The following is a 19,667-nucleotide window of genomic DNA, read 5'->3' as shown; positions in this document are numbered from 1 at the left end:
GATTTAAAAATACTTTTCTCTGCACTTCTAATTGTTTGAAAAAAAGTCTTCATTTGAGCGAATGCAAGTGTAATGCCGTTGTGAAACGAACGTGCATTCTGTATAATTAAGGAAACGCATTCTCAATAGAAAGAAGTTGGCAGAATGATTAATAAAGTTCGGATAAGTAACTTCAAAGGAATTAAAAATATTGAATTAAATCAACTTTCAAAATTCAACATTATTGGAGGTAAGAACAACGCCGGAAAATCTACTGTACTCGAAGCTATATTTATGTTTTATGATCGCTTAGGCCCAGATTTCTTGTTAAAACAATATAGCTGGAGAGGCATAACAGAATTACAGGTTGTTCCCGAAGAAATTTTCTTCCCAATATTTAATGGTTATGATTCTTCAAAAAAAATAACCATTGAAATAGCAACAGGTTCAGAAAAAGATACCTTAGACATAGTGTATAGTGATCCTTTTTCTCACAATGAAATTAATGATAAGAAAATTTTCTTGGAGAATCTGGATGGTGTTATTAAGACAGATGATAATTTGGTTTCATCAAACACGAAATTGATGATGACAGTGAGACACTCTGACGCCAGGTATAAGAAGGAATCCTTTGATCTGGGTTTATCTTTAAGCAACCTATCATTTAATATTAAGCATGCTACAAGGCACAATATGCTGAATTGCAAATTTTTGTCTTCTAAGGGGTACCAAAATCCAATTGAAGTTGCTGTTCAATATAGTGAGCTTGATATCAATGGAGAGTCAGAAAAACTTATAGATTTTTTGCGTATCATTGAGCCAAAAATTAAGGGAATCTCAAATGTTTCTCTCGCTAATAATAAGTCAATGTTGTACGTAGATATTGGAATCAATAAAAAAATTCCGATGTCATTTATGGGTGACGGAATTAGTCGGCTTACCTCTATTCTGTTAGCTATTTTGACAACAAAGAATGGCATTGTATTCATTGATGAAATTGAGAATGGCATTCATTACTCTGTACAAAATAAGATATGGATGTCTATCCTAAAAGCTGCAAGTGAGAACAACTGCCAAATATTCGTTAGCACACATAGTTATGAATTCTTAAATGCCTGCATTGAAGGAACTGATGAGATTTATCAGGATCAACTAGCTTATTTCAGATTAGAACAAATAGAAAATGAGACACAAGCTAAAAGATTGACGTTTGACAATCTGAAGACTTCAGTTTCTAACGGATGGGAGGTTCGGTGATGCCAGCTTTGCCTACTGAAAAAAATAAAGAATCCTTTACCTCGATTATTTCGAAGAGTGTCTATATGCTCGTTGAAGGAAAAGATGAGGAAGCTTTCTTCAATAAGTTTTTTAATAAAAATCAACGACTTGAACCATTAAACTTAAATGACAATATTCAAATAGAGAGCATCCAGGGAATCAATAATCTTGATGCTTCGATTGGAGCATTGATTACTAGGACCGGATTTGAAAAAATTGAAATCTTGTTGATCATCCGAGATGCTGACAATAGTCACAATAGTTCGTTTGATAGTGTACGTCATATTTTGCATAAAAACGGGTTACCTTCACCAAATAATATGAATGATTTTTCAGAGTCAGGAGGATCCGTAACAACAGGTGTATATATTCTTCCAGGAAAACCAGAAGATATAACTGGTAACATGCTGGAGGATTTGTGCTTGAGTATTCCAGATAATCCGTTGATAATGCCATATATAGATAATTATTTGAGTCTCATTACGGGGGATCCTAATGTTGTTGATCCAAAAAACATCCATAAGTCTAAGTTATTAGTTTTTTTAGCAAGCCATAAAGATGTGCCTAACACTTTAGGTCTTGGAACGAAAAAAAACTATTTTGATTTAAATCATGCGAACCTATACTTACTTGTGGAATTTTTTGCAAAGGTTAAAACACTTCTTGAAGATGGTGACTAAAAATTAGATAGGGATTCTGAAATATAACATTCAAAATGTATTGAAACCTTATTTGTCGATGGAAAGGATTTTATTATGAAAGCATATATCATCAAAATCGAACTTCTGGATTCATATCCCTTGATCTGGCGCAGGGTGGTCATGCCCGCCGATGCGACGTTCAGGCGCCTGCACGACGTCATCCAAACCGTGACCAATTTCCTGAGCGGAGGCTCTTATGGCGGCTACCATCTCTACGAATTTGATCTGTCGGCAGAAAATATCACTGTCACGAATGACGAAGAAAGCTTTGAGGAGTATCAATATTACAAGCAAAATAAAAAGCAATATGAAGAACGACTAAGACTGGCGCCAATTGGATCATTTCAACGGTCCAGTCTGGAGCGCTTAATGAAAACTGTGGTGCGCCAACCATCCCGGATTAAAATCGACAAGTATCTAGAAAAATACAAAGAGATTCGCTATTCGTACGATTTTGGCGACGGATGGGAGTTTCTGATCACTCTTGAACAGATTGTGGATGATTATCACTTTGGTTACCCGACTTTGCTCGATGGTGCCGAATCGGCTCCGCCTGAAGATGTAGGTGGCTTGGGTGGTTTCGAGGAGTTCCTGAAAATCTACCGCGATCCATCACACCCCGAATATGCGGAAATGAAAGAATGGGCCGACTCACAAGAGTTCAGAGAGTACGACCCCGACTGGATCAACAACTCCCTGAAATACCTGGACTACAAGAAGACCGAGTGGGACCAGATCAACCACGATAACTATTTCATCATCGAAGACAAATACCGGAAGAATTGAACCATAAAAAGACCAGTGCGGCCGCACTGGTCTTTTTGCGCGGACCTACCTCCGATGAAGAGTGACCCTGTCGGAGGTAAGGTTTGCGCCGGATACATCAACTCCGGTGAACGAATGCTGGCCGGAGGATGATGCGTGGTGGGTGGCCGTGCTCCGGCGAAGCCGCCGTGGTCGGAGGTGATGATTTTTTTTGGTGATTTCCTCCGGCGAGAGGCCCCTAACCGGAGGAATTTGTCAGCTCAGATGAGCGGTTTTCTCATCGGAGGACAGCCTTGCGCCGGCTACATCAGCTCCGGCGAGCGAATGCTGGCCGGAGGATGATGCGTGGTGGGTGGCCGTGCTCCGGCGAAGCCGCCGTGGTCGGAGGTGATGATCTTTTTTGGTGATTTCCTCCGGCGAGAGGCCCCTAACCGGAGGAATTTGTCAGCTCCGATGAGCGGTTCTCTCATCGGAGAACAGCCTTGCGCCGGATACATCAGCTCCGGCGAGCGAATGCTGGCCGGAGGACGATGCGTGGTGGGTGGCCGAACTCCGGCGAAGCCGCCGTGGTCGGAGGTGATGATCTTTTTGTGTGAATTCCTCCGGTGAGAGAATGCTGGCCGGAGGATGATGCGTGGCGGGTGGCCGTGCTCCGACGAAGCCGCGGTGGTCGGAGGTAATGATCATTTTGTGTGAATTCCTCCGGCAGGGAAGCCCTTCGCAGGAGGAAAATAAATAAAGCCCTCTATTTTTCAGGTTATTCTGTATTCCTCATGCTTCTGTATAGTAAAATAGATAGCAGAAGGAACGCAAACTAATAACCGAGCGGAGTGACAGCATGAATCAATTGACGGAATATATCATCGCTTTGAGCAATTTGTACGGCATGATCCAAAAGGATATTTTGGTGGAAATTTACAATACCCAAAACGAGAAGCCAATCAGCTTGGGGGAAGTGGAGGGGTACCTCGAGAATCCGCCGGCGGAACTGAAAAAGGGGCATACTTATCCATACAAGGATTATTTTGTTCACGAAACGATTTTGGAGTTCGATGAGTTTGAATCGATGCTGGAGAAAAAGGGGGACAAGCCTTTCTATGTTCCGGCGAAAGAGGAACTTTTGCGCTATACGGATGATTTTTACTTTGAGAAGACGAAGCAATATAAGGTTTTTTATGATTATGTGAGAAAAAATTTGTTTGGCGGTGATGGACTCAAGGCCCAAGAGCTTTGCGAGGAAATCCGTGATGCGTTAGAGTTGGATTTGGGCATGTCATCTGTGTCTAAGGCATTGGAGCGTGCGGATGTCGTGTTCGATAATGAACAGCAGGTCAATGAAATGATGCGCCTGATGATGGACATGTCGAATCATATTCGCCGTTGGGAACATAATGGCAATACGCCCCAGGAGATTTTCGAGGAATTCGAAAAGCCGCATCTGCGTCCATTGCCGAAAAAACCGTATCGCGCGGGCACTTCGAATGGGGTCCCTTTTGAGAAAAAAGTGAAGATCGGCCGCAACGATCCTTGCCCATGCGGCAGCGGGAAGAAGTACAAGAATTGTTGTATGAATAAGGTGGAATAAGGATTAGAGTGGTTGCCGAAGCAACCGCAGATAACGTAACCCCCGTAACTCCGACGAGGAAGCTCTCATCGGAGTTACGGGGGCTTGTTTGCGCTGTGCTCCTGTGAGCGAATGTCGGCCGGAGGAGGATGAATTGCGGGCGGCTGTACTCCGGCGAAGCCGCAGTAATCGGAGGTGATCGTCTTTTTGGATGTTGTCCTCCGGCGGAAAGGCTGCTGCCCGGAGGAGGATGTCAGCTCCGATGAGCGAATGCTGGCCGGAGGAGTATGAATTGCGTGCGGCTGTACTCCGGCGAAGCCGCAGTAATCGGAGGTGAACGTCTTTTTGGATGTTGTCCTCCGGCAGAAGGTATCCGCCCGGAAGATGCTGCCAGCTCCGATGAGCGGGACGCTTGACGGAGGAGAGCATTTCGCCAGTTACTCAGCTCCTGTGAGCGAATGTCGGCCGGAGGAGGATGAATTGTGGACGGCGGAACTCCGGCGAAGCCGCCGCGGTCGGAGGTGATCGTCTTTTTTGGTTTTCTCCTCCGGCAGAAAAACCGTTCACCGGAGGAGCGAGCCCAATTAAAATCCTGCTGGAACAGCAATCATTTTCTGTTGAGCCGCGTATATTATCTTCGAATGCTTCATAAATGTTAACGCCTCACTGATGCCTCCCACGGAAAAGGAGCTGCTGAATTTGGAGATAATACTGTTTTTTCTTCTGGTTGTTGGTTTGTGTAAGGAATTTAGTGCAGGGCCGCCGAAGCAGAAGAAACCTAAACGACACAACCGATACCAAAGGACCGCGTACAATGATGCGAGCGGCAATAGTGTCTTCGATACCCTGTTTGACGATGGCAACTACGGCGAATTTCTGATTTATTCATGTCTGGAGGACATGGGCGAGGAGCACAAGTTGTTGGCGAATGTCTATTTGCCCAAAGGAGACGGGAAGACAACCGAAATCGACTTAATCATGATTTCGGCAACGGGTATTTATGTTTTCGAGTCGAAGAATTACAGCGGCTGGATTTTCGGGGATGAGAACAGCAGGTACTGGAAGCAGATTTTCAGAGGCGGCCGGCACTATCAATTCTACAACCCCATCTGGCAGAACAAGAAGCACATCGGCGTTCTGAAGCAGCATCTGGGCTTGGGCGACGAGGTTTTTCGCTCCTATATCGTTTTCAGCGAGCGTTGCGTCTTGAAGAATATGTTTGTTTATTCTCCGGAAGTGAAGGTGATGAACCAGGATATGCTGGCTTGCGAAATCGTCGAGGACATGGCGCAGCGACCGGGATTATTCACTACTTTAGAAATCGAGCAGATCTACAACGAATTGAATCGATACACCCAAGCTGATGAAGAGACGAAACAGGCGCATATCGATGCGATGAAGTGGAGAAATCCGTACTGAATTGGGAAGCATTCGTTCGTCGTTAATATGCCGTTCGAGAGAAAGACAAATTTCCCGATGAGGCGCTGTCCACCGGGAAATCCGGGGAATGCTTTCGGTATTCCCGGCGAAGCCGTGCTGACCGGTAATTTGCCCTTGAAGGATGATGGAATTCCCGATGAGGCGCTGTCCACCGGGAAATTCGCCCACCAAAAAAATAACGCCATTCGAAAGCCAAAACGAAAGTTTTTACCGAGCAAATGCGTATATTTATGCTAAAAGCCATAATGAGGTGAGGATCATCGCATACAAAGAGCGTACTAAACCAAAGCTGCTCCGAATATATGAAGTATTGTCGACGCGCATGAGTCTGGATTGGGAAAATCAGCAGTATTATCTGAATCACCAGAAAGGATTCGAAGGCGAAGGCGTGCTTGATGAAAGCACTGAAACGCTGCCACCGGGTTGTCTAGTATTGAACGATCTGTTGCTCGAGCACAGAAATTCGTTTTTTCAAATCGATGCGCTGCTGGTTTGCGCCGACACGCTGGTCCTTCTTGAAGCGAAGAACTATGAGGGCGTTCATTACTGGGGTGCGGAGAAATTCACCAAATCAACGGGCACCGTCTTGGAGAATCCGTACCTGCAATTGCAGAAGTCCAAGGTCAAATTGGAAATTCTCCTCCAGTCCCTGTCTTGCCGAATGAAGGTGGAAGCATATGTGGTATACGTCAATCCCGAATTCATACTATTGCAAGCGCAGAACAACGATAATTACATTCTGCCCAGTCAAATTCATTCCTATTTGCGTACCCTTAAATTAAATTCCCAGCCGAATGCGGAACAAAAGCGCATTGCGGATGTTTTAGTGAGGCTGCATAAGCAAGATTATCCGGCAACCAAATTGCCGGTATATCAGTATGAGCATTTGCGCAAAGGCCTCAGTTGCTTTTCATGCAATGCATTGATGACCTCCTTTATCGGACATTATATGCATTGCCCCGCATGCGGCGAAAGAATGAATGTCAAAAGATTGATCAAAAACGGCATCGATGACTTCCGGATTCTGTTTCCGGAACAAAAAGTGACTACGAACCGAATGTCGGATTGGTGCGGTTCCGGTGATAAAGATCGCATCTATCGCGTCCTGAAAGAAAATTATCAGGCGAAAGGCAACAATCACGGGCGCCATTATGTCTGAATTCCCGGCGGAGCCGTATGTTCACCGGTAATAGGTCGTTAGAGAGAAAGGCACATTTCCCGATGAAACAACGTTCGCCGAGAATTAATGTTCAGACACAACGAAATTTCCCGATGAGATATTGTTCATCGGGAAATTTCGTTATTACTGGGCAATTTTTCCCGGTGAGGCCTTGCTCACCGGGGAAATCAGCGCCGCAAATAAGGTTAGACATGCAAAATTGTTTTTATTCTGCACTCTTCAACGAGCGCCAGCTTTCTGATATAATGGAAAGAACATTCAGTCGGAAAGGGGATAATGCTCATGAAGAAAGTGGCTCGCAACCGCAACTGGATTTTCGTTTTTGCATGGATGATAGTCATCTTCATGCTGTCAGCCCAGCCGGCCGACCAGTCCCTCGTGCTGAGCGGGAGCCTGACGCGCTTCTTCGCGGACGCGCTCAACCAGTTGTCCGCGTTCATCGAATATTTCACGCGTGCGCAAGGGACGGTTGTGTTTATGGCAGGCATCCTCTTGCTGATCCATCTGTTGGAAACGCAAGCGGATGAGCCGAGGCTTTTCGGCATAAAGAAGCGCTGGATCATCGGCGGAACCGCCATTTTTTTGGCGCTGGCGATCGGTCTGTTCCTGTTTGTTGATTTCATTCAGGATACTAGTTTTGACTATGCGGGAAGATTGATGCGGAAATCTGCCCACTTCATCGCTTATCTGATCCTCGGTTTTCTGGTTTCGCACACGCGGGAGGACGAAATGCCCGCCACGACCGCTTCCGTATGGAAACGCAGAGGCTGCAGCCTGCTGTTTTGCGTGGCGTACGCAATCAGTGATGAATTCCATCAATTGTTCGTTCCCGGCCGCGGTCCGCTGCTGAAGGACGTCCTCATCGACGGATCGGGCGCAGCCCTCGGTATCATGCTATATGTTGGTGCCAAGAAAGTGTGGTTGCGCTGGGAAAATAAAATAGCCTGGAAACGCTGAATCGACAGTGTTTTTCAGACTATTGGCATTTATGCTTTTATTGGGAAATAAGAGATTACCGGGAACTTCCGACACAGGATCCGGATTCTCGAATACAGGCTAGGAATGATTCGGCGGACTTTCGACATTTTTCATGCGTAGCCGGAAGTCAACAAAGTAAAAGGGCAAAACGAAATGTTAGCCGAATTCCCGGCGAAGCCGTGCTCACCGGTAATATGCTCTTGGAAGAAATCGGATTTCCCGCTGAGGAAGTGTTCGCCGGGAATCTCCATTCGAAAATACCGAAATTCCCGGCGAAGCCGTGCCCACCGGTAAATTCCAGTGCCGTCCAAGCAAAAATTACCGGTGGGGCCCGCGCCGGGACCATCTTCGCAGGCGACCCCCAGATTGCGCCGTATTTTTCCCCCATCAGCTGAAAATAATTTAGCCATCATACGCATTTCATGTATAATAAGAAAGAATACTTTATAGGAAGAGGACAGAATACATATGATAACTTTAAAATCTGAACGCGAAATTCAAGCAATGGAAGAGTCCGGCGCAATTTTGGCGGGGATCCATGAGGAATTGCGCGGTTTCATCAAGCCTGGTTTGACTACGATGGAGATCAACAACTTTGTGCAGGCGCGCATAGAGGCGGCTGGCGCGATCTGCGAACAAATCGGTTTCGAGGGCTACGAGTACGCGACTTGCACGAGCGTCAACGACGAAATCTGCCACGGTTTTCCGGGAAAATATGTGCTGAAGGACGGCGATCTGATCAAGGTCGACACAGTCGTGAACTACAACGGCGCCATGTCTGATTCATGCTGGAGCTATGCAGTCGGCGAGGCCACACCGGAAGTGAAGCATCTGATGGAGGTCACTGAAAAAGCTTTGTACTTAGGCATTGAGCAAGCAAAACCAGGCAACCGTGTCGGCGACATCGGCCATGCGATCCAGACATATGTTGAAGGAGAAGGTTTCTCGGTCGTCCACGAATTCATCGGCCACGGCATCGGACCTACGATGCATGAAAGTCCGTCGATTCCGCATTACGGCGATGCCGGCAAAGGCTTGCGTTTGAAAGAAGGCATGACGATCACGATCGAGCCGATGGTCAACACCGGAGCTTGGAAATCCAAAATGGACGATAACGGTTGGACAGCCCGCACGAAAGACGGCGGTCTGAGCTGCCAATTCGAGCATACAATTGCAATCACCAAAGACGGCCCGAAAGTGCTGACGCAACAAAAATAAGCAAAAGCGCTAGCTTCTTGATGGCTAGCGGTTCAAGCGGGTTTGTTCCGTTTTAAAAAAAATAAAGCCCTGAATTCGGATTTCGGGATCTTTTTTTCAAAAGGAAGCGCATTATATTATTATATTTGATGGATAAATGTTAATAAAGTTCTATTTTATGATGGCGTTATTTCGGATCAACAGACAAACTTACTATTTATTCGTTTCAATTTGATTGGCCTGCGCGAAAGTGTTTATCCGCAATTTCAGTAAAATAATTATAGTTATTTCAAGAATGGTATAGTACAATATTCTACAGTGGGAAAATTGACGGTTTCGTTGGATTTTCCTGTAAAATAGGTGATATTGTCATTATAAATTTTAGTAATCAGGAGGGAAACCATGGAAGAAGAAATATCGTTAGGCGAAATTTTTGCAATCTTAAAGCAACGACTGGGTTCGATCATCATGTGGAGTTTGGCCGGATTGTTGTTGGCAGCTCTTTATACATTCTTTTTTGTGACACCGTCTTATCAATCTACATCTAAAATCGTAGTGAATCAAACACAGAATGCTGAACAGTCAATCACGAATACGGATATTCAGACGAACTTGAATCTGATCAATACTTACCAGGGCATCATCAAAGAGCCGATCATACTGGAGGATGTCATCACGAACACTGGTTCCAAACTTACGGTAGGGGAATTGCGCAACAAACTGACCGTTCAAACCGAGGATAGCTCGTTGGTGTTCGGAATCACGGTTGCTGATGAAAATCCATACACTGCCGCAGAATTGGCAAATGCAACAGCATCATCGTTTGAACAAAAAATCGGTGAAATACTGGACGTGAACAGCGTTACGATTTTGTCGCAAGCAGTTGCGAATCCGAATCCGGTATCCCCGAACACACCGATGAATCTAGTACTTGGTTTATTGGTCGGCATGATGATCGGTGTTGGGTTGGCATTCTTGGCTGAATTTATGGACAAGACCGTCAAGGACGAAAGATTCATCGAACAATTGGGCTGGTCGAACTTGGGATCTGTATTACAGATGTCCGAAGAAGAGTTGACAGCTACCCGTTTTGTTCAAGCAACACCTGATGTAAAATCGCGTAAAGCTAAAAGACGCATATAGGAGACGATAAGATATGTTTGGATCAAACAGAAAGAAGATCATGAAGTTGGACAGCCAACAACGTAAAGGTCTAAGTCTAATCTCAAAATTGCGGCCGAAATCCGTTATTGCCGAGCAATACCGGACCATCCGTACAAATATACAATTCTCAATGATCGACCGCGATGTGAAATCCATCGTCATGACATCATCCGGACCGTGGGAAGGGAAATCAACGACGGCGGCAAACTTGGCATCGGTTTTCACCGACCAGGGCAAGCGTGTATTGTTGGTCGATGCCGATCTGCGCAAACCGACCGTGCAACGCACATTCGGCTTGCGCAATGTCGAAGGCTTGACGACGCTCTTGAGCACACCGGAACAAGAACTTTCTGAAGTTATCCAACAAGTGACCGGGACAGACCTGCATGTGTTGACAAGCGGACCGATTCCTCCGAATCCATCCGAATTGTTGAACTCGAATCGGATGAACATCCTGATGAAGCGCTTCGAAGATATATTCGACATCATCATTTACGATATGCCACCGGTGACTTCGGTAACGGATGCACAGATCATGGCAGCAAAAGCGGACGGTGTTGTTTTCGTGATCCGTCATGGCGTCTCGCAGAAAGATTCTGTTATGAATGCGAAAGAGCTGTTGGAAATGGTTAACGCAAATATCTTGGGTGTTATATTCAATGGGATTGAAAAGAAAAACACGCAATCTTATTACGGCTATGGGTACACAAGTGAGGGGGAAGCATAGTGATCGATCTTCATTGTCATCTGTTGCCTGGCGTCGATGACGGAGCTCGAACACTGGATGATTCCTTGGCGATGGCCCAACAAGCCGTCTCTGAAGGAATCTCCCACATCCTTGTGACGCCTCACCATAGGAACGGTAAATATTTGAACCCAAAAGAGGCTGTGTTGGAAGCTACAACAGCCTTGCAAAAAGAATTGGATGATCGAGGAATCGGTCTGACGCTTTATCCTAGTCAAGAAATCCGAATCAACGGAGATTTAATGGACGATATCGAAAACGAGGATATTTTATTCATAGATGAAGAACAACGGTATCTATTGATTGAATTCCCGACCCTTTCGATCCCTGCATATACGGAACAGCTTTTTTTTAAATTACGACAACAAGGCATCACGCCTGTCATCGTTCATCCTGAACGGAACCAGGCGATCATCGATGATCCAAATATATTGCTGCCTTTCATAGAAAGAGGAGCCATTGCCCAGTTGACGGCAAGCAGCTATGCTGGTGCATTCGGAAAAGACATAGCGAAGCTCAGCCACCAACTGATTGAGGCAAACCTCGTGCATATCATCGCATCCGATGCGCACAATACACGTGGAAGAGGCTTTCACTATAAGCAAGCTTTCGCTAAACTTGAATCCGAATTTGGTTCAGAAAAAGCAGCCTATTTCCGACAGAATGCGAAAGATATTTTTAATGGAGATGCGGTTCACACTGAGGCTCCAATAAGTGTAAGCCAAACGAAAAAAAGGTTTGGTTTATTCAAGAGATAAAAAAATCTCCTGCCGTTTTATGGTGCAGGAGATTTTTTGTTGGAAAATTATAGTCAGAGTGAGTACAAATTCAAATTAAATGCGTTTTAGGTTACCGTTGTGTTACTAATGCCCCATGTATCTTGAATGTTCTGTAGTTTATTGATAATATTAATAAGATTCTATGACAAGTGCCCTCGGATAGACAAGTGGGCTTCTTTTTGCATGGACTGAGATATTTTATGTAGTTATGTTCAATAAAATACTTGATGAACGGGTATTGTTGGCAAGGGCAGGGCAGAACAGGATTATTCCTGTCGGACAATTGTTTTATGCACTAATACTCATTCAAGAGAAAGAGGAACGCATGATGAATGAAACCAGAAAAGGCAAAAACGGGAGAAAAAGAGTATGGAAGGTGATCTTTTCCGTTCTGCTGATTGGGATGGTAGGAACTGTAGCATACTTGTTCAAGGCTTATTCCGACATCGGCAGCACCGCTGAGTCAATTTACACCTCAGTAAATGTAAATGAAATGCGGGAAGAAGAGATTGAAGTCGAGACGGCCACGCAGCCGATTTCGTTCTTATTGTTGGGGGCTGACACGGGTACCGCTGAAGAGGAGCGGACGGAAACGGGGCGTAGCGACACGATCATCGTCTGCACCGTGAATCCGAACACAAAAACAACAACACTTTTGAGCATTCCCCGCGACAGCTACGCGGAGATCGTCGGATACAGCGATGTGTACGATTACTACGGTGACTACTACGACAAAATGAACCATGCTTATGCTTTTGGCGGAACGGAAATGTCCATCAATACGGTGCAGGAATTTCTGAATGTCCCGATCGATTACTACGTCGAAGTGAACTTTGACGGGCTGGTTGATATCGTTGACGCGGTCGGTGGAATAGAAATCACAAGTCCGTTGACCTTCGATTTCTATGGACCACAGTTCATTGAAGGGGAAACAAGAATCTTAGATGGATACGAAGCGCTGCAATTCTCGCGGATGCGTAAACAGGATCCGGAAGGCGACCTCGGCAGACAGAAACGTCAACAGATGGTCATCAAGGCCATTTTGGATAAGGTGTTGACGATGGGAACAGTCGTGAACTACAAAAATATCCTGGCTACTTTGGAGGACAATGTCCAGTTGAATATGTCATTGGATGAAATCCTTTCAATCGCCAGTGGTTATCGTAAATCAATGGAGAATTTCCAGCAGTTCTATGTCGAAGGGGAAGAGATGTACATTGACGAAATCTATTACTATTATGTAGATCCGCAAGAAAGGTTGCGCTTATCCAATATTCTTAGGACTGAGTTGGAATTGCCGGAAATCACGATAGATGAGATTTCGACGTCAGCTAACGAGCCTTATTACGATACAGACGCATACAGTACCGATTCTTCCTATTCGGATACGACCTATGATTCGTCAACGTATGGTCAAAGTGATGTCTACACACCGAATTATTCCGATCCGTATTCAGCAGAAGAAAGCTATAGTTACGAGGACACGACAACACAAGACAGTTATTATGAAGAAGCTACCTATGATTCTGCTTATTGATGACAATTGAACCAAAGAACACAGTCCGTTTCCGGGCTGTGTTTTTTCGTCCATGCTCATTTATATAAATCAACTTGAATCTTCAACATTTTATTGATAATATGATTAAGATTCTGTTTCAGGAGGGCTTAAAACAAATAGGTGGGAAGCCTCATTATCTAAAGGAGAAATAATAAAAATACAGCTGATTTTTGGCGATATTGTAAGGAAAAGTTAATTTTTGGTTGATTTGTTTCATACAAATTAATGGTATCATGATGTATGTTGGGTTTAATTATCGGACACTATTGTGAATAGTCCAAAGATACGATTAATCACGAAAAAAGGGGAATATAGATGTTTACATTTGTTGCGATCACATACAATCATGAAAAATATATAATTGAACATTTGGAAAGTATAAAATATCAGATAGAAAATTTTTCTAAAGGGAAACAAGTGAACTTGGTCATCAGCGATGATGGTTCGATGGATAACACAATGCTGTATGCACAACAATGGATTGAGAGGAATAAATATCTCTTTTCAGAAGTGGAACTGCTGACCAGTGAAAAAAACCAAGGGATAATCAAAAACTACCTAAGGGCAACGGCGGCCATCAAAACTCCAACCTATAAACTATTAGCTGGCGATGATCTTTACTATAAGAATGATATTTTTGAAATTGTTGAAACTTTAAAAGAGAAGGACATCATTTTTACTCCAGCGCTAAATTTTAACGAGGATACAGTATGGAATTCGCAGGATATGAACCGGCTGCTTACCTTGAAGACACCGGAGCAGATCAGAAAGGTGTTGAAATTCCAAAACCCTTTCAATACACCAGGTTCATTTTATAGTACTGCACTGATCCAGGAACAAGGATTGCGGGCGTTCATCTCGAAATACACTTGGATAGAGGACTTGCCTAGCTATTATTACCTTTTCAACAAAAGGGCTGCACTCAATTATGCAATTGAGTTGAAACCCTACATCTTGTACCGCAGCACGGTAGGTATTTCCAATAATAAGAAGAACGAAAAGAACAATGTCTTTACCATTGAATTGGAAGCTATGGAAAAGGATTTTGGTATGGTATTAAACAAATATCCAAAGTACTTTAATCCTTACCAATATTATTGGAAACTCTCCAAGCTGAAGCTTAAATATGGAGATGCCAAAACGAATCGTGATATTGGCACCTACAATGCAATCCTGAATGAGGAAGCCCAAAAAGCCCAGGAATTTGTGGTAGTGTTGAGAACCAAGTCGAAAGAATTTTTCAAATCGCTCACACATGAGGTGTAAGACTATAGTCAATTGACTATTCAACACGAACGAAGAATCTTCAGGAGGATATTAAATGAATCTTTTTAAAACAAGTTTTTGGGCAGCACTTTCGTCCGTGATAAAGATGTTGGCAGGTATTGTCACTTCAAAAATTATGGCTATTTACATCGGTCCTGCAGGAATAGCATTGCTAGGGAATTTCAACAACATCGTCGGAATACTCACTACTTTTTCAAACGGGGCAATAAGTTCTGGGATAACGAAATACATTTCCCAATATGAGTCCGAGGAAGAAAAACGGAGCATCGTCTCCCATGCTTTGAAAATCACACTCGTCTGTTCCGTTTTACTGGGTGTTGTGGTTGTTGCTCTGAAAGATGTTTTGTCGAAAATGACATTCGGAAATACGGAATACAGCAATGTTTTTGTTATTCTTGGAGTGACAGTTGTCTTTTTCGGATTGAATGCAACGATAACAGGGGTTCTTAACGGCTATACTTACATCAAAGAACTGATTTTGACGGGTATTTTAGGCAGTATTCTATCGATGCTTCTTGCTTACTTCATCACTATTCGGTTTGGGTTGTTTGGAGCACTAGTAAATGCTATTATTGCGCAAATATTCATATTTGCCATCAATGTGTTTTTTGTTAACAAACTGAAACTTTTCAACAGGCAAATGCTCCGTGAGAAACTGGACAGACTTTTGCTTGTGGATTTACTGAAATTCGCTTTAATGAGCATTGTTTCTGCATTGGTTGTACCAGTAAGTACCTTGGTAATCAGAAAATATGTTTTCGATAATTTTTCTGGCAATGAAGCGGGGTATGTTCAAGGGATTTGGAGCATTTCAAATACATACTTATCTGTAGTCACGACAACTTTGTCCATTTATTATTTGCCCACACTTTCAGGAATTCAGGATCGGGCCAAATTGAGAGCGGAAATTAAAAATGGGTACAAATTTATTTTGCCACTGGCTGTTTTGGCCGGAGTGATGATATTCATTTTTCGGGATCTAATCATTAATATATTATATACACCAGAATTTCTTCCGATGCGCGAATATTTCACTTTCCAAATCATAGGGGATGGGTTAAAAATAGCTTCCTGGATACTTGCTTATCTGATGGTTGCGAAGGCGATGACCAGGTTATTCATTGTGACAGAAGTCATTTTTTCTCTGACATATGTGCTTTTCTCAGTTGTATTCATGAATTTATTCGGCAGTGTGGGTGTAACGTACGGATATGCATTGAATTACTTCTTGTATTTGATTTTGATGTTGTTTTTATTCAGAAAAATCTTGTTGCCAAACCGCAAGGATACGGAATTCCAGTAATAATTTATATATGACTAAAATATGTAAGCTAAGAGGTGTTTTAATGCCAAAAATATCAATAATTGTTCCTGTTTATAATGTAGAACAGTATTTGGCTGAATGTATAGAATCCATCAAAGACCAATCGTTGACGGACATCGAAATAATTCTTGTGGATGACGGATCACCTGACAACAGTGGTGCCATTTGTGATGACTATGCTCGTAAAGACGACAGAATCAGAGTGATACACAAAAAAAATGGAGGTCTATCCTCTGCACGTAATGCAGGGTTAGAAGTTGCAATTGGGGAATACATTGGATTCGTTGACAGCGATGATTGGGTTGATGGTGTAATGTATGAGGTTCTATACAAAAATGCCGTTGAAAATCAAGCGGAGATAGCAGCATGCAATATAGCTAAAATGGGTCTGGACGGTCAATTTGAAAATTTTGATATAGGGAATAAGGATATCCTTTTTACAAGAGCGGAAGGTATGGAAGAACTCATCCGTAATCAGAAATTGACGTTCAGTTCCTGCAATAAAATATATAAACGCAAACTGTTTATGGATTGCAGATATAATGAATCCATCATCCTCGAGGATATGAATATATCCTATAGGTTGTTGAATCAGGCGAATGCTATTTTTTACACAGCCCGACCAATGTATTTTTATCGATACAACGATTCGAGTATCTTAAGGGAAAAATTCAACAAAAAAAGATTGGATGAGTACACAGTTGTTGGTGAAATGTACAACTTCTACAGAAATCTGTATCCACACGTAGCTGAACAAGTTTTGCTCAAACTGCATAATATAGGGGTGTCTCTCTATGTGGATGCAACTGCAACAGATCTTTCATTGAATCAGACAGAACTTGAATTTTTATTGGAACAGGACAGAACCGAATTGGTGGCCTTGACTAAAAGTAAAAAAATCAGCAAGATAGGAAAAATCAGAGTAGGCCTATTCTTGTTGTCCCCCAATTTGAGGATTGGCTTAGAACGGCTATTCAAGAAGTTAAACAAGTAGCTCAATCTTGAGAAGATATGCTATAACGGATAATTGCTTTTAACAAGGCGATTATCCGTTATAGCATAAATTGGTTACTTGAAAACACGCTATGAAAACTTAAAAAACGGTAAATTATTTTCAATAAGGTTGTTTAAAGCAAACAATTTAGATTACAATATAGTATATCTAAGTGAGTAGCGATCAAATATGAAATAATCCAGTATTTATTAAACGGGGAGTGATGAAAATGTATAATTCAGGAATGCTGAAATTAAAACATGTCACAGGAAATTATGGTGATTTAGTTCCGATTGAGGGGAAAAAAGAGATACCCTTTGAAATAAAAAGGGTTTATTATATATACAATGTTGACCAAAATGTAAGAAGAGGATTTCATTCCCATAATCAATTGCATCAAGCTTTAATATGTGTCAAAGGCAGTGTGAAAATATTGTTGAAAAATCCTAATGAAGAGGAAGTCTTCTTATTGAATGATCCATCTGAGGCTTTGTATGTGGGGCCGATGATTTGGAGAGAAATGTTTGACTTTTCAGAAGATGCTGTGTTGTTGGTTTTAGCCTCTGAATACTATAATGAAGATGATTACATTAGAAACTATGATTTCTATCTTGAGGAAGCAAAAAAATATTATAATTAAGAACAGTTAAAAGGGGGATAAAAGATGAAAGTTCCATTTGCTACTTTTGATGTAATGCATAAAGAAATCAGGACAGAAATGATCAAAAAATTTGAAGATGTATACGATAAAGGATGGTTCATTCAGGGGAGCGAATGTGATGCATTTGAAAAAGAATTTGCTCAATATACGGAAACGGCTCATTGTATAGGATGCGGGAACGGTTTGGAAGCCATTTTGCTTGCTTTGAAAGCTCTTGGTGTTTCTGCGGGGGATGAAGTGATCATTCCATCCAATACATTTATAGCTACTGCTCTGGCGGTATCTTACATGGGTGCAAAACCTGTTACGGTCGACCCTGATTTGACAACATTTAATTTATCGGAAGCAGGAATTGAAGCTGCCATCACTGAAAAAACGAAGGTGATCATTCCCGTTCATCTTTATGGGCAAGCTGCAGATATGGATCCCATTTTAAAAATTGCTCAGAAATACAATTTGAAAATTGTGGAAGATTGCGCACAAGCTCATGGTGCTGAATACAAAGGTAAAAAAATCGGATCATTTGGTGATGCGGCTGCATTCAGCTTTTATCCAGGCAAAAATTTAGGTGCATTAGGCGATGGTGGCGCGGTCGTAACGAACAACGCGGAAGTTGCGGCAAAAGTCAGGGCATTGGCAAACTACGGCTCAGTCGAGAAATACAATCATGAGTATAAAGGACAAAACTCGCGTCTTGATGAAGTACAGGCGGCATTTTTGCGCATAAAACTAAGCCATTTAGATGAGTATAATGCATTCAGAAGCGGCGTAGCCGAGAAGTACTTAAAGGGAATCATCAACGAAAAAGTAAAATTGCCACAAATTGGAAAAGACAGGACTCACGTCTGGCATATTTTTCCGGTATTAGTTGAAACGCGGGATGCCTTTAAAACCTATTTGGACGCTAATGAAATCGGTACAGTATGTCATTATCCTACACCTATTTATAAACAAAAGGCTTATCAAGAGGACAACCTTGAACCATCTGCAATGGCTGATTTGATTTCCAACCAGGAACTAAGCTTGCCGTTGTATTACGGTATGCCGGATGAAGAAATACAATACGTTATTGATACAATAAATAAATACTAAAAATTTTGTGTTCCAAATTACCCCCTCCTGACTCGAGTCGCGAGGGGGTATCTTTCTAATGATAAAAATTTAGACAGCGAGGTACGTATATGAAAATCAGACCATTAATGCCCAAAGATGTTGACGGAATTCTAAGTTGGATGAAAGATTCGGAGATTAACCGGTTTTTCCGAATGGATGCAGAAGGAGCCACCAAAGAGAGTGTCTTAAATTTTGTCAATGCAAGCCAAAATCAAGAAAATAATATACATTTAGCGGTAACCGATGATGATGATAATTATCTGGGGACTGTAAGTTTGAAGAATATCGATAAAGAAGAACAAAGCGCTGAATATGCTATCAGTATGTGTAAATTATCCCATGGGACTGGTGCAGCGAAGTTTGCTACGGAAAAAATATTGGAACTTGGCTTTGAGGCGTTAGGGTTACATAGAATTTATTTAAATGTGTTGTCAGAGAATTTGCGAGCCAATAAATTTTACCAAAAATGCAATTTTATATATGAGGGGGAATTTAAGGAAGCTATCTTGATCCGGGGAGAATTCAAAGATTTGAAATGGTATCGGCTACTTAAAAAAGAATATGAAGACAGAAATAAATAATTCATCGAGTATCTTAAATAGATTTTTTTCAGTGAACTTAAAAGAAGTTACACCACTTTACAAGTAATTAAAAACTATGTTTTTCTTCAGCCCATCGTTCATAAGCCTTTAGGATAGCCAGCGATTTAATCCTGTTTTCGATGGAAAGCACGAAAGTATAGAAAAATACTTCCTGCTGGATCGCCATTCCAATGAGTTGTTTCTTCACTTGAGAACTTTCCTCCTTCAAATGGGCATACCTCTCCTGTTTGAAGGGAAGAAGCTGAACGCAACTATAGGCAATGGCTAAAAAGTTGACGTAACTTTCAATTCCATTTTTGCTTCTGACCATATATTTACCGAAGGACCAGAAGGTCTTCTGTTCATAAAAGATAACTTC

19 protein-coding genes and 1 pseudogene are annotated in these 19,667 nt (G+C 42.4%); 18 read left to right on the top strand and 2 right to left on the bottom strand.

Annotated features, from left to right (window positions below; genetic code table 11):
- Positions 1-144 precede the first annotated feature (144 nt).
- The 7 genes from BMZ71_RS09645 (at position 145) to BMZ71_RS09605 (ending at position 7,864) form a co-directional block, all read left to right on the top strand.
- Positions 145-1,236: an AAA family ATPase gene (locus BMZ71_RS09645; protein ID WP_068562071.1), complete on the top strand. Its 1,092-nt coding sequence runs from the start codon at positions 145-147 to the stop codon at positions 1,234-1,236.
- Positions 1,236-1,937 carry a DUF3226 domain-containing protein gene (locus BMZ71_RS09640; protein WP_086989911.1) on the top strand — a complete coding sequence of 234 codons (702 nt, stop codon included), beginning with the start codon at positions 1,236-1,238 and terminating at the stop codon, positions 1,935-1,937. Before BMZ71_RS09645 ends, BMZ71_RS09640 begins: the two co-directional genes overlap by 1 nt.
- 75 nt (positions 1,938-2,012) lie before the next feature.
- Positions 2,013-2,744, top strand: coding sequence for a plasmid pRiA4b ORF-3 family protein (locus BMZ71_RS09635; RefSeq protein ID WP_086989908.1), 732 nt, complete (start codon positions 2,013-2,015; stop codon positions 2,742-2,744).
- 817 nt (positions 2,745-3,561) lie between these two features.
- A complete protein-coding gene (locus tag BMZ71_RS15335; protein ID WP_086989899.1) occupies positions 3,562-4,308 on the top strand; it encodes a YecA family protein in 747 nt (248 codons plus the stop codon).
- A 678-nt stretch (positions 4,309-4,986) separates the two neighbouring features.
- Positions 4,987-5,706 (top strand): nuclease-related domain-containing protein, encoded by a 720-nt coding sequence (locus BMZ71_RS09615; RefSeq protein ID WP_177187574.1) that lies wholly within the window; start codon positions 4,987-4,989, stop codon positions 5,704-5,706.
- Positions 5,707-6,049: 343 nt separating this feature from the next.
- Entirely contained in the window at positions 6,050-6,886 is an 837-nt protein-coding gene (locus tag BMZ71_RS09610) for a nuclease-related domain-containing protein (protein ID WP_177187573.1), read from the top strand.
- 303 nt (positions 6,887-7,189) lie between these two features.
- Positions 7,190-7,864, top strand: coding sequence for a VanZ family protein (locus tag BMZ71_RS09605; RefSeq protein ID WP_177187572.1), 675 nt, complete (start codon positions 7,190-7,192; stop codon positions 7,862-7,864).
- 131 nt (positions 7,865-7,995) lie between these two features.
- Here the strand turns inward: BMZ71_RS09605 and BMZ71_RS14670 are convergent, their stop codons facing one another.
- Positions 7,996-8,298 carry a hypothetical protein gene (locus BMZ71_RS14670; protein ID WP_143596715.1) on the bottom strand — a complete coding sequence of 101 codons (303 nt, stop codon included), beginning with the start codon at positions 8,296-8,298 and terminating at the stop codon, positions 7,996-7,998.
- A 55-nt stretch (positions 8,299-8,353) separates the two neighbouring features.
- Between BMZ71_RS14670 and map the strand changes: the two genes are divergently transcribed.
- From map to BMZ71_RS09545, 11 genes are all read left to right on the top strand, one after another.
- A complete protein-coding gene (map, locus tag BMZ71_RS09595; protein WP_086989885.1) occupies positions 8,354-9,103 on the top strand; it encodes a type I methionyl aminopeptidase in 750 nt (249 codons plus the stop codon).
- A 381-nt stretch (positions 9,104-9,484) separates the two neighbouring features.
- Positions 9,485-10,225 carry a YveK family protein gene (locus BMZ71_RS09590; RefSeq protein ID WP_086989883.1) on the top strand — a complete coding sequence of 247 codons (741 nt, stop codon included), beginning with the start codon at positions 9,485-9,487 and terminating at the stop codon, positions 10,223-10,225.
- Positions 10,226-10,238: 13 nt separating this feature from the next.
- The gene (locus BMZ71_RS09585; RefSeq protein WP_086989881.1) at positions 10,239-10,973 is read left to right on the top strand and encodes a CpsD/CapB family tyrosine-protein kinase; all 735 of its coding nucleotides are present in this window, start codon (positions 10,239-10,241) and stop codon (positions 10,971-10,973) included.
- A complete protein-coding gene (locus tag BMZ71_RS09580; RefSeq protein WP_086989879.1) occupies positions 10,973-11,749 on the top strand; it encodes a tyrosine-protein phosphatase in 777 nt (258 codons plus the stop codon). Before BMZ71_RS09585 ends, BMZ71_RS09580 begins: the two co-directional genes overlap by 1 nt.
- Before the next feature lie 229 nt (positions 11,750-11,978).
- The gene (locus tag BMZ71_RS09575; protein ID WP_086989876.1) at positions 11,979-13,307 is read left to right on the top strand and encodes an LCP family glycopolymer transferase; all 1,329 of its coding nucleotides are present in this window, start codon (positions 11,979-11,981) and stop codon (positions 13,305-13,307) included.
- Positions 13,308-13,643: 336 nt separating this feature from the next.
- Entirely contained in the window at positions 13,644-14,594 is a 951-nt protein-coding gene (locus BMZ71_RS09570) for a glycosyltransferase (RefSeq protein WP_086989873.1), read from the top strand.
- A 55-nt stretch (positions 14,595-14,649) separates the two neighbouring features.
- Complete coding sequence (locus tag BMZ71_RS09565) at positions 14,650-15,918, top strand: O-antigen translocase (RefSeq protein WP_086989870.1); 1,269 nt, start codon at positions 14,650-14,652, stop codon at positions 15,916-15,918.
- 43 nt (positions 15,919-15,961) lie between these two features.
- Positions 15,962-16,933, top strand: coding sequence for a glycosyltransferase (locus BMZ71_RS09560; RefSeq protein ID WP_177187571.1), 972 nt, complete (start codon positions 15,962-15,964; stop codon positions 16,931-16,933).
- Positions 16,934-17,162: 229 nt separating this feature from the next.
- Positions 17,163-17,573 carry a sugar 3,4-ketoisomerase gene (locus tag BMZ71_RS09555; protein ID WP_086989865.1) on the top strand — a complete coding sequence of 137 codons (411 nt, stop codon included), beginning with the start codon at positions 17,163-17,165 and terminating at the stop codon, positions 17,571-17,573.
- Between the two features lie 24 nt (positions 17,574-17,597).
- Entirely contained in the window at positions 17,598-18,686 is a 1,089-nt protein-coding gene (locus BMZ71_RS09550) for a DegT/DnrJ/EryC1/StrS family aminotransferase (protein ID WP_086989861.1), read from the top strand.
- An 89-nt stretch (positions 18,687-18,775) separates the two neighbouring features.
- Entirely contained in the window at positions 18,776-19,288 is a 513-nt protein-coding gene (locus BMZ71_RS09545; RefSeq protein WP_086989858.1) for a GNAT family N-acetyltransferase, read from the top strand.
- A gap of 67 nt (positions 19,289-19,355) precedes the next feature.
- On the opposite strand, the pseudogene BMZ71_RS15080 reads toward BMZ71_RS09545, so the two are convergent.
- Positions 19,356-19,667 (bottom strand): annotated as a pseudogene (locus tag BMZ71_RS15080) (IS701 family transposase); the annotation flags it as partial.

The organism is Trichococcus flocculiformis, assembly GCF_900113645.1.
Classification (GTDB): domain Bacteria; phylum Bacillota; class Bacilli; order Lactobacillales; family Aerococcaceae; genus Trichococcus; species Trichococcus flocculiformis.
This window is presented reverse-complemented; position numbering and strand designations above follow the sequence as displayed.

What these genes read in the sequence shown, in the direction of transcription:
- BMZ71_RS14670 (WP_143596715.1), bottom strand. Translation starts at nt 8,298, where the DNA reads ATGATGGCTAAATTATTTTCAGCTGATGGGGGAAAAATACGGCGCAAT.
- BMZ71_RS09605 (WP_177187572.1), top strand. Translation starts at nt 7,190, where the DNA reads ATGAAGAAAGTGGCTCGCAACCGCAACTGGATTTTCGTTTTTGCATGG.
- BMZ71_RS09635 (WP_086989908.1), top strand. Translation starts at nt 2,013, where the DNA reads ATGAAAGCATATATCATCAAAATCGAACTTCTGGATTCATATCCCTTG.
- BMZ71_RS09550 (WP_086989861.1), top strand. Translation starts at nt 17,598, where the DNA reads ATGAAAGTTCCATTTGCTACTTTTGATGTAATGCATAAAGAAATCAGG.
- BMZ71_RS09585 (WP_086989881.1), top strand. Translation starts at nt 10,239, where the DNA reads ATGTTTGGATCAAACAGAAAGAAGATCATGAAGTTGGACAGCCAACAA.
- BMZ71_RS09640 (WP_086989911.1), top strand. Translation starts at nt 1,236, where the DNA reads ATGCCAGCTTTGCCTACTGAAAAAAATAAAGAATCCTTTACCTCGATT.
- BMZ71_RS15335 (WP_086989899.1), top strand. Translation starts at nt 3,562, where the DNA reads ATGAATCAATTGACGGAATATATCATCGCTTTGAGCAATTTGTACGGC.
- BMZ71_RS09565 (WP_086989870.1), top strand. Translation starts at nt 14,650, where the DNA reads ATGAATCTTTTTAAAACAAGTTTTTGGGCAGCACTTTCGTCCGTGATA.
- map (WP_086989885.1), top strand. Translation starts at nt 8,354, where the DNA reads ATGATAACTTTAAAATCTGAACGCGAAATTCAAGCAATGGAAGAGTCC.
- BMZ71_RS09590 (WP_086989883.1), top strand. Translation starts at nt 9,485, where the DNA reads ATGGAAGAAGAAATATCGTTAGGCGAAATTTTTGCAATCTTAAAGCAA.
- BMZ71_RS09545 (WP_086989858.1), top strand. Translation starts at nt 18,776, where the DNA reads ATGAAAATCAGACCATTAATGCCCAAAGATGTTGACGGAATTCTAAGT.
- BMZ71_RS09645 (WP_068562071.1), top strand. Translation starts at nt 145, where the DNA reads ATGATTAATAAAGTTCGGATAAGTAACTTCAAAGGAATTAAAAATATT.
- BMZ71_RS09555 (WP_086989865.1), top strand. Translation starts at nt 17,163, where the DNA reads ATGTATAATTCAGGAATGCTGAAATTAAAACATGTCACAGGAAATTAT.
- BMZ71_RS09560 (WP_177187571.1), top strand. Translation starts at nt 15,962, where the DNA reads ATGCCAAAAATATCAATAATTGTTCCTGTTTATAATGTAGAACAGTAT.
- BMZ71_RS09570 (WP_086989873.1), top strand. Translation starts at nt 13,644, where the DNA reads ATGTTTACATTTGTTGCGATCACATACAATCATGAAAAATATATAATT.
- BMZ71_RS09575 (WP_086989876.1), top strand. Translation starts at nt 11,979, where the DNA reads ATGTTCAATAAAATACTTGATGAACGGGTATTGTTGGCAAGGGCAGGG.
- BMZ71_RS09610 (WP_177187573.1), top strand. Translation starts at nt 6,050, where the DNA reads ATGAGTCTGGATTGGGAAAATCAGCAGTATTATCTGAATCACCAGAAA.